Raw genomic sequence first — 13,450 nt, forward strand, 5'->3', positions numbered from 1 at the left:
AACCTTCACCGACCCTATCAACCGTCATCCTCGGACTTGTTCCGAGGACCCCTGTTTCAGCCGAGAAGAACGAGGATCCGTAAGCGGTGAGGCAGCGACTTTTGCTCGGACCGACAGCGCGGCGGCGCGAGGGGTCCTCGGAACAAGTCCGAGGATGACGGCTGTGAAGCTACTGGATCATCGTCGGGTCTTCGTCGTCGCCCGCGGCGTCGATCTCCAGCAGGGCCACCAGGGTCTCGCGGCGCTCGGCCAGGGTCGGGGCCTCCAGCAGGGCCTGCTTCTCGACCGGCTCGAACGGTAGGGCCATGGCCAGGCTGTTGATCAGGGCGTCCGACGGGGCGGCCTCGGCGCTGGACCAGTCGATGGCCAGGCCGCGATGGTCCAGATAGCGGCGCAGGGCCTCCAGCAGGGGCGAGGGGTCGCCGGCGCTCGCCGCCTGGGGCGAGCCTTCGCGCAGGTCGGCCTCGAAGGCCGCGAAGTCGGCGCGCACCTGGCGATAGGGCGAGCGGGCCGGCAGCTCGTCGCCCACCCGGAACCGGCAGACGCCCGTCAGGGTGACCAGATAGCGGCCGTCGCTGGTCTCGGCGAAGCTGGTCACCCGCCCCGCGCAGCCCACCGGGGCCAGGTTGGGCCGCTCGACGTCGCCGCCAGGACGGGTCTGGACCATGCCGATGATCCGCTCGCCCGACATGGCGTCGTCGAACATGTTGAGGTAGCGCGGCTCGAAGATGTTCAGCGGCAGCTGGCCGCCGGGCAACAGCAGGGCGCCGTCCAGCGGGAACACCGGGATCACCAGCGGCAGGTCGTCCGCCCTTCGATAGGATCCCGGCATGGTACGCTCCCTAACTGAAGAGGATGGAGGAGAGGCGCTTGCGGCCGGCCTTGGCCACCTCGGACGCGTAGCCGGCGGCCTCGAACACGGTCAGCAGCTGCTTGCGGGCCGCCTCGTCGTTCCAGGCACGGTCGCGTTCGATGATGGTCAGAAGATGGTCCGAAGCGGCCTGAAGATGGCCGGCGCCGGCCAGGGCCTTGGCCAGCTCGAAGCGGGCCTCGTGGTCGTCGGCGTCGGCGGCCAGGCGCTTTTCGAACGGCGCGGTCTCGGACGGGGCGTCTTCCGCCAGCGCCAGGGCGGCGCGGACGCTTTCCAGGTCCGGGTCCTTGGCGCCGGCCGGGGCGGTGGCCGCGACTTCCGCCGCGCCTTCCAGGTCGCCGCCGGTCAGGTAGCATTTGGCCAGGCCGCCGATGGCCTTGACGTTGGCCGGGCCCATCTGCAGCACCTGGGCGAAGGCCTGGGCCGCGCCGCCGACGTCGCCCAGCTCGACCGACTCCTTGGCCATGGCCAGCAGGGCGTCGACGTCGCTCTCGGCGGGCGGGCCGGCCAGGCGGTCGACGAACGACTTGACCTGGCTCTCGGGCAGGGCGCCCTGGAAGCCGTCCACCGGCTGACCGTTGACGAAGGCGTAGACGGTCGGGATCGACTGCACGCGCAGCTGGCCCGAATAGCCGGGGTTCTTGTCGACGTCGATCTTGACCAGCTTGACCGCCCCGCCGGCGGCGTTGACCGCCTTTTCCAGGGCCGGGGTCAGCTGGCGGCACGGGCCGCACCACGTGGCCCAGAAGTCGACGATCACCGGCTGGGTCTTCGACGCCTCGATCACGTCCGCCATGAAGCTGGCGTCCGTGCCGTCCTTGATGTGCGCGCTCTTTGGCGCGCCGCCGGCCTGGATGGGAGGAGGGGTGTCGCCGATCAAGGCCATAGGTCTCTCGTAACTTGGGTAGGGGAACGCTCGAGCCGCCAAGATGGTCCTTCGCATGGCGCGGTGCAATCGGCGCCACGTGAAACGGCCTTGAGCGCCGCAAGCTTAAGTGGTGAGGTCCCACCGAACCTCGCGGGGCTGAGATGAAACGACGGGCGGCGATCTTGGGAATGGGACTCACCCTGGCCGCCGGAGCGGCGTTCGCCCAGGAGACGACCCCATCGCCGCTGAACCGCCCGAACTTCTGCAAGGCGCTGAATAGGTTCGCCTCGGCGTCGCCTCATGATCGTTCGGCGCTGTTCTTTTGGCCGCTCCCGAGCGACGACACGATCGTCATGCGCGCGGCGATGGGGGCCAAGCCCATGGATGCGGCCGCGCACGGGCTCTACGCCGCCTACAGCCAGGAGACCCACTACATCCCCCTGGCCGAGCTCAAGACCCGCCTGGACCAGTGCTCGAGCGTCAAACTCGGCCGGGTGCGCCTCGAGGTGTCGGAGGCGGCCTGCGACGGCTACGGGTCGGACCAGCCTTGCCTGAGCATCCGCAGGGCCGCGCCGCGCTGAATCCTAGGCGACCACCGCCATCGCCGCGAAATCGACGATCATCGGCTCGATCCCCAAGGCCGCCAGGAACCGGCGGAAGCCGTCCTGCGAAACGGCCGTTGTGGCGTCGTTGGCCATCGGATGGAAGTTGACCGGATCGGCCCGGGCCAAGGCGGCGTCCAGCACGAAGCGCACGCGATGCCCGGTATCGTTGATCAGGCCGAAGGCGGTGACCGAGCCGGGCGTCACGCCCAGGGTCTCGACCATCAGTTCCGGGCTGCCGAACGACAGCCGGGCCGAGCCGATCACCGTGTGCAGGCGCTTGAGGTCGATCGCCGTCTCGCCCAGGGCCGAGATCAGCCACAGCTGGCCCTTGGCGTCCTTGAGGAACAGGTTCTTGGTGTGGCCGCCGGGCAGGGCCGCCTTGATCTCCAACCCCTCCTCGACGCGGAACACCGGCGGGTGGTCGAGCGTGGAATGGGCGACGCCGTGGGCGTCCAGGAAGGCGAACAGGTCTGCGCGGGTCTTCATACGGGACTTCCTAGCCGAGCCCGAGCCCGCTAGACCAGACTCAAGCTAGGCCCAGGAAGAAGAGACCGGCATGGAACTGGAGTGCTACCCCACCGAGGCCCGTCCGCCCGAGATCGTGCCGGGACGGCCCCAGCGGGCCTGGATGGACCATTTCGCCGACCGCCATCCCTATCGCTGCCTGCCCCTGACCATGGCCAACACCACAGGCTGGGAGATCCTGTGCCCGGTCGGCTTCACGGCCACCTGGGACGGCGGGGCGCACCAGAACTGCATCACCTTCCGCGCCGATCACCCGCATCCGGGCTTCGACGACTTCGTGAAGTCGCACTTCTCGCGCGGGACCATCACCTTCCACACCGGCTACCTGTTCCGCACGCCGCCGGGCTGGTCGATCTGGACCATGGGCCCGCCCAACCACGTCAAGGACGGCGTCCAGCCGCTGGCGGGGCTGGTCGAGACCGACTGGCTGCCCTTCCCCTTCACGATGAACTGGATCTTCACCCGCCCGGGCACGATCCGCTTCGAGAAGGGCGAGCCGTTCTGCTTCTTCATGATGATCCAGGACAAGCCGCTGGAGCAGGTGCAGCCGGTGATCCGGTCGATGAACTCCAACCCCGACCTGCGCGGCCAGTACGACGCCTGGGCCGCCAAGCGCGGCGAGTTCAACGCCCGCATCTTCAAGCGCGAGCCCGAGGCGATGAAGGAGGCGTGGCAGCGCTTCTACTTCAAGGGCGAGTTCCCCGAGGAGATCGAGGCCCCGGCCCCGCAGACCCACGTCAACAAGCGCCGGCTGAAGCCGCCGAAGGTCGGGTGATGAAGACGCGCGAGCACCGCACGCCGCTGTCGATCTGGATCATCGTCGCGATCTGGTCGCTCATCGGGCTGGCGCCGATCGCGCGCCTTGTCAGCAGCGGAGCCGTAGCCGTCGTGAGCTTCACCGTGCTCATGCCGGTCGTCTGGCTGGCGTATCACGCCCTGGCCTTGACCCGGTTGAGCCGATGGCCCGTCGTGCTGGTCGCCGGCATGGCCGGGACGTCGATCCTGGGACGGTACCTGACGCACTACGATTGGCGCGCCCATTATCCGATGCTGGGCGTCTTCATCATCCTGATCCCCTCGGCCCTCTACCTGAGCTGCACCCTGCCCCATTGGTGCAAGATGAACTGGTCGATCTTCGGTCGGCCGTATCGGCCGGCCGCCGAGATCGAGGAAGTCTTCGCCTAGGTCGACCGCCGTTCCCGGACCTCGCGGAGCGGCCGGCCGGCCGGAACCTCCCCGCCCCGCACCTTGGCCACGCCCAGCCGCTGGGCCAGGTAGATGCCTGAATGGCCGCTGCACAGGTAGGCGGTGAAGCAGGCCACGGCGAGATAGGCGGTCTGGCCGCCGCCGAACAGCTCCACCCCCATGATCGTGCAGGCCAGGGGCGTGTTGGCCGCGCCGGCGAACACCGCCACGAAGCCCAGGGCGGCGAACAGGTCGGTCGGCGCGCCCAGCGCCCACGACAGCGCGTTGCCCAGGGCCGCGCCGATGAAGAACAGCGGCGTCACCTCCCCGCCCTTGAAACCCGAGCTCAAGGTCACGACCGTGAAGACGATCTTCAGCAGCCAGCTCCAGTGGTCGATCCGACCCGCCTCGAAGAAGCCGGCGATGGTCGGGTCGGCCGGGTTGTTGGAGAAGACGCCCAGGCCCAGATAGGCGCGCGTGCCCAGGGCGTAGACCAGGGCGATGACCATCAGGCCCCCGACCACCGGCCGCAGCGGGGCATACGGGATCAGGCGCTTGAACAGCGCGCCCAGCCGGTGCTGGGCCTCGGCGAACAGCAGACCCGTCAGGCCGAAGGCGACGCCGGCCGCCGCGACCTTGGCCAGCAGCAGCGGGTCCAGCTCGGCGACGACCGTGCGGACGGCGTAGGGCGCGTGATGGACGCCCCAGGCCCGGCAGGCCCAGTCGCCGACCAGGGCGGCGAACAGGCAGGGGATCAGCGCCTCGTAGCGGACCTGGCCCAGGGTCAGGACTTCCAGCGCGAAGACCGCTCCCGCCACCGGCGTGCCGAACACCGCGCCGAAGCCGGCCGCGATCCCGGCCATCAGCAGGACGCGGACGCCCGCCGCATCGAGCCGGAACAGCCGCCCGAAGGCGCCGGCCAGGCTTCCGCCGATCTGGACCGCCGTGCCCTCGCGTCCCGCCGAACCGCCGAACAGGTGGGTGACCACGGTGGCGACCAGGACGAACGGCGCCATGCGCAACGGCACGCCGCCGCCGGGCTGGTGGATCTGCTCGACGATCAGGTTGTTGCCGCCCTCGGCCGCCCCGCCCTTCCAGCGATAGGCCAGGCCCACCAAAAGCCCCGCCAGCGGCAGGCCGAACAGTAGACAGGGGTGGACCAGGCGCGTCCGGGTCGCCAGGTCCAGGCTCCACAGGAACAGGGCGCACAGCGAACCGACCGCCGCCGCCATCGGCGCGAGGATCGCGGCCCAGGCCAGCACGGCCTTGAGATGACGCCAGCGCAGGCCGGCGAAGGCCTTCAGGGCGGCGCGGTCGAAACGGGGAGAAGCAGGCAGTTCAGACACGATTCCTCTTTCTCGCGGCGTACCGCGGTCGGGTAGGAATCATCGGCTCCTTCCTGAGGAGCGGTTCGGCATGACGCCCGGCGGAAATCCATCACCGTGGCCGGCTTCTAGGCGACCACGGTGAGGCCTGTCAAATCCGCTATTTCAGCGCATAGGCGATGACCTGGTCGCCGATCGGGGTCTCCATGAAGTGGTGGCCGCCGGTCATGATGACCACGTACTGCTTGCCGCCGACGTCGTAGGTCATGGGCGTGGCCTGGCCGCCGGCCGGCAGCTTGTCCTGCCAGACGGTCTTGCCGGTCTTCAGGTCGATGGCGCGGATCAGGTTGTCGGTGGCGGCGGCCACGAACACCAGCCCGCCGGCCGTGACCACCGCCCCGCCGTTGTTGGGCGTGCCGATGTCCAGCGGCAGGTGCGAGGGGACGCCGAACGGACCGTTGGTGCGCGCCGAGCCGAACGGGCGGTCCCACAGGGTCTTGCCGGTGCGCAGGTCGATGGCGCGGATGCCGCCGTATGGGGGCTCCTTGCACAGCAGGCCGGTCAGGGGCAGGCGCCAGCCGGCGTTGACGTCGATGGCATAGGGCGTGCCCACCTGCGGATCGCCCGCGCCTTCCGCGCCCTTCTTCATCGAGCCGCCGCGGGCGTCGCCGCGCGGGGTCCAGCCCTTGGCGTCGGCCACGGCGCGCGGCACCAGGCGGTTGTAGTTGGGCATGTCGTTGTAGTTGGCGACGATCACGCCGCGGCTGGAATCGACGGCCACGCCGCCCCAGTCCGACCCGCCGTTGTAGCCGGGATACTCGACATAGCGGCGGTCGGCGACCGGCGGGGTGAAGAAGCCGTCGTACTTGGCCCGCTTGAACTGGATGCGGCAGATCATCTGGTCGATCGGCGACATGCCCCACATCTGCTTCTCGGTCAGGTCGGCCTTGCGCAGGCTGTGGTACAGCGAGAACGGTTGGGTGGCCGAACGCTGCTCGGGTTCGAGCCCGCCCTGCGGCACGGCGCGTTCCTCCACGCCCGTCAGCGGACGGCCGGTGCGGCGGTCCAGCACGAAGATGTCGCCGCGCTTGCTGGGCAGCACCACGGCCGGGACCGGGCCGCCGGCGCTGGGGAAGTCGACCAGAGTCCCCTGCGAGCCCAGGTCGTAGTCCCAGACGTCGTTGTGCACGGTCTGGAAGCTCCAGCGCGGCTTGCCGGTAGTCACGTCCAGGGCGACCAGCGAGGTCGAATACTGCTTCTCCAGCGCCGAGCGACTGGAGCTCCAGTAGTCGGCGGCGCTGACGCCCAGCGGCAGGTAGACCAGGCCCAGGGCCTCGTCGCCCGTGGCCGTGGTCCACATGTTGGGCGTGCCCTTGGTGTAGGTCTGGCCCTCGGGCGGCAGGGTCGTGATGTCGGGACGGGTCATGTCCCAGGCCCAGCGCAGGGCGCCGGTGACCGCGTCATAGCCCTGGATCACGCCCGACGGGGCGTCGCGCCGCTGGCCGTCCAGCACCTGGTGGCCGGTGACGACCACGCCGCGCACGATGGTCGGGGCCGAGGTGATCGACAGCATGCCGGCCGCCGAGGGGCCCATGCCGACATTTGTCGAGACCTGGCCGTTGGTCCCGAAATCGGCGCACGGGACGCCGGTCCGGGCGTCCACCGCGATCAGCCGGGCGTCCAGCGTGCCCTCGATGATCCGGGTGGAGCAGGCCTTGGCCGGATCGGCGCCGGGCACGGCGTAGTACGACACGCCCCGGCAGGCGGCGGTGTAAGGGATGGCCTCGTCCGGCACCTTGGGGTCGTAGCGCCAGCGGGTCTGGCCGGTGGCCGGGTCGATGGCGATCATGATGTTCTTGGGCGTGCAGACATAGAGCATGTTCCCCACCTTCAGCGGGGTGTTCTCGGCGCCGTACTTCCCTTGCGCCGCCGCGCTGGGCATGTCGCCGGTGCGGATCATCCAGACCCGGGCCAGGTTGCGGACGTTGTCCGGGTTCAGCTGGTTCAGGGGCGAATAGCGCTGGCCGGCGTAGGTGCCGCCATAGGCCGGCCAGTCGGCGCCCACCCGCATCAGGGAGGGATCGTTGTCGGTCATGGCCGCGATGGCGGGCAGCGGCCCGTCGACCTTGGCCTTGTTGGCGCCGGCCACCACCACGCCGCCCACGATCAGGAAGACCGCCAGGCCCGCGAAGCCGATCAGCGATTTCTTGCGGCCCTCCGGCCCCGGATCGACGGTCGGCAGGACGGCCAGCACCAGGACCAGCAGCACGGTCGGGGCGATCACGCGCGGGACCAGGGCCCAGCCGTTCAGCCCCACCTCCCACAGCGCCCACAGCACCGTGGCGACGAACACGCCGACATAGATCCAGGCCCCCAGGGCGCGCCTCTGGATCAACAGGACGCCCGACACCAGCAGGCCCAGGCCGGCCAGCACGTAGTAGGGAGAACCGCCCAGCACGGCCAGCCAGGCGCCGCCGATCGCCAGGACCAGGCCGATCAGGGCCAGGACGACGCCCAGGACCACGGCGACCCAGGCGCCCGCGCCCTTTCGAGAAGATGCCAGGGACGCCATCGCCATGCTCCGAAACCGAACTGTCGTGTACTGGACCGAACATGTTCAGCGAGGCTTCGGTTCCCCCGTCGCGAGACCGATCGCGGCGCATCGCGAATAGATCATAGAGGACTCTGCTTGACAGAGCATTTGGACATGATAACTCTGCATCACAGAGCGCTCTGGGCGCGAAGTTCAACGGAGGGTGCGATGGGCATTTCCAAATCCGAGGCGGCGTCGGCCCTGACCGACATCGAGACCGCTGCCGGCCGCAGCCGGCTGATGAAGGGCTATCATCACGCGGCCCCGATCCTGATGGTGTGGGGCGTCGTCTGGGCGGCCGGCTACACCGCCATGGGCCTGCTGGCGCCCGAGCGCTGGGGCGTGCTGTGGCTGGTCCTGGACGTGATCGGCGTGGGCTCGACCATGCTGCTGGCCCGGCGCGGCAAGGGGACGGCGGCGCCCGGCCAGGGCTGGAAGATCGCGGCCGGCGTCCTGGTGATCCTGGTCTTCTTCGCCGGCACCTTCGCCCTGTTCCGCCCCGAGTCGACCGACGCCGCCATCGCCTATCCGGGCCTGGTCACCGGCCTGGTCTATGCCGGGATCGGCATCGCCTTCGCCCCCCGCTACCTGTGGATCGGCGCGGCGCTGTTCGCGGCCAGCCTGGTCGGCTTCTTCTTCTTCCAGCCCTGGCTGACCTTCTGGATGGCCGCGGCCGGCGGCGGGTCGCTGTTCGTCTCGGGCCTGTGGATGCGGGGAGCGTGAGCGTGGCCGAGTTGGACGAGCTTATCCACCAGCCCCTGCGGCTGAAGATCATGGCCGCGCTGCACGCCGAGCGCGACGCCGAGCCGGTGGAGTTCTCGCGCCTCAAGGCCGCCACCCAGGCGACCGACGGCAATCTGGGCAGCCACCTGACCACCCTGGAGAAGGCCGGCTATGTCGAGATCACCAAGGACTTCGTCGGCAAGCGGCCCCGCACCCGCGCGGCCCTGACCCAGACCGGCCGCAAGGCTTTCCGCCGTCACGTCGACTACCTGCGCGCCGTGGTCGAGGGCGTGGACGGCGACTAGGGGCCTCTCCTCCCCCCGCGCAGCGAGGCGTGGGGGGTCTTTTTGCGCGCCGCCCCGTGCAATGGGCGCGCCAAACGGCGTTACGTAGCCCCCCTTAGGGGGCGTCCGTTAGGGGGCGGCCCCGAATTTCGCCTGTCCTCGGCCGGGCGTACCAAGGCGTCATGACCGGCCCGAAGCGGACCGGCCCTTTCGGGGAACCATCATGACCAGCCCAGCCATCGACCTGACCGTCCACCACAAGCCCGCCGGCGTTTCGGACCGCGTCGCCCATGGCTTCGTCAAGCTGCTGCGCTTCTGCGCCGACACCTTCTTCGCCAAGCGCTACGGCCACCGGGCCGTGGTCCTGGAAACCGTGGCGGCGGTGCCCGGCATGGTCGGCGCGACGCTGACCCACCTGAAGTGCCTGCGCCGCATGGAAGGCGACAAGGGTTGGATCAAGACCCTGATGGACGAGGCCGAGAACGAGCGGATGCACCTGATGACCTTCATCGAGGTCGCCAAGCCCACCCTGTTCGAACGCTTCGTCGTCGTGGCCGCCCAGTGGGTGTTCTACCTGTTCTTCTTCGGCCTCTACCTGGTCAGCTCCAAGACCGCCCACCGCGTGGTCGGCTATTTCGAGGAAGAGGCGGTGATCAGCTACACCCACTACCTGGCCGAGATCGACGAGGGGCGCAGCGCCAACGTGCCGGCGCCGCAGATCGCGCTGGACTACTGGAACCTGCCCGCCGGCTCCACCCTGCGGGACGTGGTCGAGGTGGTCCGCGCCGACGAGGCCCACCACCGCGACGTCAACCACGGCTTCGCCAACGAACTCCGCGGCCTGCCGCAGGGCGAGATCGCCCCCTGCCCGCCGCACGTGGTGCTGGAGCCGAACTGGAAAGCGGCGGCCTGACGCCAGCCTCCCAGCTCAGGCCCCGCGCGCGCCCCGAGGAGTCCCCCTCGGGGCGTTGCGCTGTCTCCAAATGTTGTCATCCCGGAAAGCGCGCAGCGCTTGTCCGGGACCCAGGTGAACCGCAAAGCCTCAGCCCAGCCCCCTGGGTCCCGGACAGCCTCTGCGAGGCTTCCGGGATGACAACGGTTTTAGTGTTGATTGGGCGAGCGCCCTAGACCGCCTTCACCGCCGAGACGATCGACTTGACCACCTTCCTGACCAGGGCCGGGTCGTCGCCCTCGGCCATGATGCGGATCAGGGGCTCGGTGCCGGACGGGCGGACCACGATGCGGCCCGAGCCGTTCAGCTGGCTCTCACCGTCGGCGATGGCCTCCTTGACGCTCTTGTGTTCCAGCGGCTTGCCGCCGGCGAAGCGGACGTTCTCCAGCAGCTGCGGCACCGGCTCGAACTGGCGGCCCAGGGCGCTCATCGGCTTGCCGCTCTCGATCAGCACCGCCAGCACCTGCAGGGCCGCGATCAGGCCGTCGCCCGTGGTCGAGAAGTCCGACAGGATCACGTGGCCCGACTGCTCGCCGCCGATGTTGAAGCCGCCCTCGCGCATGCGGGCCATCACGTAGCGGTCGCCGACGCTGGTGCGCTCCAGCTTCAGCCCGTTGTCGGCCATCAGGCGCTCGAGGCCGAGGTTGGACATGACGGTGGCCACCACCCCGCCGGCCTTCAGCTTGTCGGCCTTGGCCAGGGCCAGGGCGATGATCGCCATGATCTGGTCGCCGTCGACCACCACGCCCTTCTCGTCGCAGATCACCAGCCGGTCGGCGTCGCCGTCCAGGGCGATGCCGATGTCGGCGCGGTACTCGCGCACCAGCCGGGCCATGGTCTCGGGATGGGTCGAACCGCACTCGGCGTTGATGTTCGTGCCGTTGGGCGCGACGCCGACCGGGAACACCTCGGCGCCGAGTTCGTAGAGGGCCTCGGGCGCGACCTTGTAGGCCGCGCCGTGGGCGCAATCGATGACGATGCGCAGGCCCGCCAGGCTCAGGTGACGCGGGAAGGTCGCCTTGACGATCTCGATGTAGCGGGCCTGGGCGTCGTCGACGCGCTTGACCCGGCCCAGGTCGCGCGGCGAGGCCAGGCCTTCCTGCAGGCCCTCGTCCATCAGGGCCTCGATCTTCAGCTCCTGCTCGTCCGACAGCTTGTAGCCGTCCGGACCGAACAGCTTGATGCCGTTGTCGGCGAAGTCGTTGTGCGAGGCGCTGATCATCACGCCCAGGTCGGCGCGCATCGAGCGGGTCATCATGGCGACGGCCGGGGTGGGCAGCGGGCCGAACAGCCGCACGTCCATGCCGACGCTGGCGAAGCCGGCCACCAGGGCGGGCTCGATCATGTAGCCCGACAGGCGGGTGTCCTTGCCGATCACCACCAGGTGGCGGCGGTCGTCCTGGGATCGGAACAGCTTGCCCGCCGCCAGGCCGACGCGCAGGGCGACCTCGGCGGTCATCGGGTGCTTGTTGGCCTGACCGCGGATGCCGTCGGTCCCGAAATACGCGCGCTTGCTCATGTTCTCGACTTTGTCTTGATCCGGTCTCGATCGGGCCGCGAAACGATCCGAAATGCAGATTTATGAGGGCCGCCGATAAGCGAATGCTAAAGGCGGCGCTCGAAATATCCCGCGACGGTAGCAATAGTCCTCACCGCTGCGTTCTACAAAGGATCATGGCCCATGTGCGGCATCATCGGCATCGTCGGCAAAGCCCCCGTCACGGAACGCCTGGTCGACAGCCTCAAGCGGCTCGAGTACCGCGGCTATGACTCAGCCGGCGTCGCGGCGGTCGTGAAGGGGAAGGTCGAGCGCCGCCGGGCCCAGGGCAAGATCAAGAACCTGGAAGCGGTGCTGGCCGAGCAGCCGCTGGTCGCCCAGAACGGCATCGGCCACGTCCGCTGGGCCACCCACGGCGCGCCCAATGTCAAGAACGCCCACCCCCACACCGCCGGCCGCGTCACCCTGGTGCACAACGGCATCATCGAGAACTTCGCCGAGCTGAAGGCCGAGCTGGCCGCCACCGGCCGCACGTTCGAGAGCGACACCGACACCGAGGTCATCGCCCAGCTGATCGACGCCGAGCTGGCCACGGGCCTGGCCCCGCTGGACGCCTTCAAGGCCACGCTGGACCGCCTGACCGGCGCCTACGCCCTGGCCGTGCTGATCGAGGGCGCCGACGACCTGATCCTGGGCGCGCGTCGCGGCAGCCCGCTGGTGGTGGGCGAGGGCCAGGGCGAGATGTTCCTGGGCTCGGACGCCCTGGCCGTGGGCCCCTTCACCAACCGGGTGATCTATCTGGAGGAAGGCGACTACGTGGCCATCGACCACGACAGCGCCCGCATCTTCGACGCCTCGGGCGCGCCGGCGACCCGCCCCGTGAAGGTCGTCCCCGCCTCGGCCGTGATGATGGAGAAGGGCAACTATCGGCACTTCATGGAAAAGGAGATCCATGACCAGCCGGAGGGCTGCCAGCGCACGATCTCGGCCTATGTCGACGCCCTGACGGCCCGCGCGGCCATGCCCGGCGACATCGATTTCAAGGCGCTGGAGCGCATCCAGATCGTCGCCTGCGGCACGTCCTACATCGCCGGGGTGATCGGCAAGTACCTGATCGAGCAGCTGGCCGACCTGCCGGTCGACGTCGAGATCGCCTCGGAATTCCGCTACCGCCAGCCGGCCCTGCGCCCGGGCTCGCTGGTCATCGCCATGTCGCAGTCGGGCGAGACCGCCGACACCCTGGCGGCCCTGCGCTACTGCAAGGCCAAGGGCATGAAGAGCGCCGTGGTGGTCAACGCCCAGGAATCGACCATGGCCCGCGAGGTCGACGTGGTCTGGCCGATCCACTGCGGCCCCGAGATCGGCGTGGCCTCGACCAAGGCCTTCACCGCCCAGGTCAGCGTGATGATCGCCCTGGCCGTCGCCGCCGCCACGGCGCGCGGGACGATCGACGCGGCCGAGGAGCAGCGGATGGTCCGGCTGATGCTGGAGGCCCCGCGCCTGATCGCCGAGGCCATCGGCCTGGAGGATGCCCTCAAGGAGATCGCCGTCGACATCGCCAAGGCCCGCGACGTGCTGTTCCTGGGCCGCGGTCCGATGTCGGCCCTGGCCCTGGAAGGCGCGCTGAAGCTGAAGGAGATCAGCTACATCCACGCCGAGGGCTACGCCGCCGGCGAGCTGAAGCACGGCCCGATCGCCCTGGTCGACGACAAGACCCCGATCATCATCCTGGCCCCCTTCGACAGCTATTTCGAGAAGTCGGCCTCGAACATGAGCGAGGTCATGGCGCGCGGCGGCCAGGTGGTGTTCATCACCGACCCCGAGGGCGCCAAGCACGCCCCGGCCGGCGCCCGCGTCGTCGTCACCGCCCCGGCCAGCGACCCGCTGGTCTCGACCCTGGTGATGTCGGCCCCGATCCAGCTTCTGGCCTACCACGTGGCCGTGGTGAAGGGGGCGGATGTGGATCAGCCGCGGAACCTGGCGAAGTCGGTGACGGTGGAGTGAGCCGCCCACATCCGACT

The 13,450-nt window shown here is 69.4% G+C and carries 13 protein-coding genes and 1 riboswitch; of the genes, 7 read left to right on the plus strand and 6 right to left on the minus strand.

The genetic code is table 11. The features are described from left to right. Window positions 1-169 precede the first annotated feature (169 nt). Together BR39_RS0107365 and BR39_RS0107370 are read right to left on the minus strand one after the other, a co-directional pair. Complete coding sequence (locus BR39_RS0107365) at window positions 170-832, minus strand: LON peptidase substrate-binding domain-containing protein (RefSeq protein WP_029909255.1); 663 nt, start codon at window positions 830-832, stop codon at window positions 170-172. A 10-nt stretch (window positions 833-842) separates the two neighbouring features. Further along, window positions 843-1,757 (minus strand): co-chaperone YbbN, encoded by a 915-nt coding sequence (locus tag BR39_RS0107370; RefSeq protein ID WP_029909257.1) that lies wholly within the window; start codon window positions 1,755-1,757, stop codon window positions 843-845. A gap of 170 nt (window positions 1,758-1,927) precedes the next feature. Between BR39_RS0107370 and BR39_RS0107375 the strand changes: the two genes are divergently transcribed. Then, window positions 1,928-2,320, plus strand: coding sequence for a hypothetical protein (locus BR39_RS0107375; RefSeq protein ID WP_029909258.1), 393 nt, complete (start codon window positions 1,928-1,930; stop codon window positions 2,318-2,320). Window positions 2,321-2,323: 3 nt separating this feature from the next. On the opposite strand, the gene BR39_RS0107380 is transcribed toward BR39_RS0107375, so the two are convergent. Then, the gene (locus tag BR39_RS0107380; RefSeq protein WP_029909260.1) at window positions 2,324-2,830 is read right to left on the minus strand and encodes a prolyl-tRNA synthetase associated domain-containing protein; all 507 of its coding nucleotides are present in this window, start codon (window positions 2,828-2,830) and stop codon (window positions 2,324-2,326) included. A 70-nt stretch (window positions 2,831-2,900) separates the two neighbouring features. Here BR39_RS0107380 and BR39_RS0107385 point away from each other — a divergent pair, with 70 nt between their 5' ends. Continuing rightward, entirely contained in the window at window positions 2,901-3,644 is a 744-nt protein-coding gene (locus BR39_RS0107385) for a DUF6065 family protein (protein ID WP_029909262.1), read from the plus strand. Then, window positions 3,644-4,054 carry a hypothetical protein gene (locus tag BR39_RS0107390; protein ID WP_029909264.1) on the plus strand — a complete coding sequence of 137 codons (411 nt, stop codon included), beginning with the start codon at window positions 3,644-3,646 and terminating at the stop codon, window positions 4,052-4,054. The genes BR39_RS0107385 and BR39_RS0107390 overlap by 1 nt, the downstream gene beginning before the upstream one ends. Here the strand turns inward: BR39_RS0107390 and BR39_RS0107395 are convergent. Both BR39_RS0107395 and BR39_RS0107400 read right to left on the minus strand, forming a co-directional pair. Then, window positions 4,051-5,400: a voltage-gated chloride channel family protein gene (locus tag BR39_RS0107395; protein ID WP_197026653.1), complete on the minus strand. Its 1,350-nt coding sequence runs from the start codon at window positions 5,398-5,400 to the stop codon at window positions 4,051-4,053. The two genes, BR39_RS0107390 and BR39_RS0107395, sit on opposite strands and share 4 nt — an antisense overlap. 26 nt (window positions 5,401-5,426) lie before the next feature. Beyond that, window positions 5,427-5,505, minus strand: a riboswitch (Fluoride riboswitch). Window positions 5,506-5,539: 34 nt separating this feature from the next. Then, on the minus strand, window positions 5,540-7,951 hold the full coding sequence (locus tag BR39_RS0107400) for a membrane-bound PQQ-dependent dehydrogenase, glucose/quinate/shikimate family (RefSeq protein WP_051695255.1): 2,412 nt from the start codon (window positions 7,949-7,951) through the stop codon (window positions 5,540-5,542). 189 nt (window positions 7,952-8,140) lie between these two features. Between BR39_RS0107400 and BR39_RS0107405 the strand changes: the two genes are divergently transcribed. From BR39_RS0107405 to BR39_RS0107415, 3 genes are all read left to right on the plus strand, one after another. Then, a complete protein-coding gene (locus BR39_RS0107405; RefSeq protein ID WP_029909267.1) occupies window positions 8,141-8,695 on the plus strand; it encodes a hypothetical protein in 555 nt (184 codons plus the stop codon). Window positions 8,696-8,697: 2 nt separating this feature from the next. Continuing rightward, window positions 8,698-9,000 carry a transcriptional regulator gene (locus tag BR39_RS0107410; protein WP_029909268.1) on the plus strand — a complete coding sequence of 101 codons (303 nt, stop codon included), beginning with the start codon at window positions 8,698-8,700 and terminating at the stop codon, window positions 8,998-9,000. Between the two features lie 202 nt (window positions 9,001-9,202). Then, the gene (locus BR39_RS0107415; RefSeq protein ID WP_029909269.1) at window positions 9,203-9,892 is read left to right on the plus strand and encodes an alternative oxidase; all 690 of its coding nucleotides are present in this window, start codon (window positions 9,203-9,205) and stop codon (window positions 9,890-9,892) included. Window positions 9,893-10,103: 211 nt separating this feature from the next. On the opposite strand, the gene glmM is transcribed toward BR39_RS0107415, so the two are convergent. After that, on the minus strand, window positions 10,104-11,450 hold the full coding sequence (glmM, locus tag BR39_RS0107420; RefSeq protein WP_029909277.1) for a phosphoglucosamine mutase: 1,347 nt from the start codon (window positions 11,448-11,450) through the stop codon (window positions 10,104-10,106). 162 nt (window positions 11,451-11,612) lie between these two features. Between glmM and glmS the strand changes: the two genes are divergently transcribed. After that, window positions 11,613-13,433 (plus strand): glutamine--fructose-6-phosphate transaminase (isomerizing), encoded by a 1,821-nt coding sequence (gene glmS / locus BR39_RS0107425; protein WP_029909279.1) that lies wholly within the window; start codon window positions 11,613-11,615, stop codon window positions 13,431-13,433. Window positions 13,434-13,450 lie beyond the last annotated feature (17 nt).

Source organism: Caulobacter sp. UNC358MFTsu5.1, from assembly GCF_000712075.1.
Taxonomy (GTDB): Bacteria; Pseudomonadota; Alphaproteobacteria; order Caulobacterales; family Caulobacteraceae; genus Caulobacter.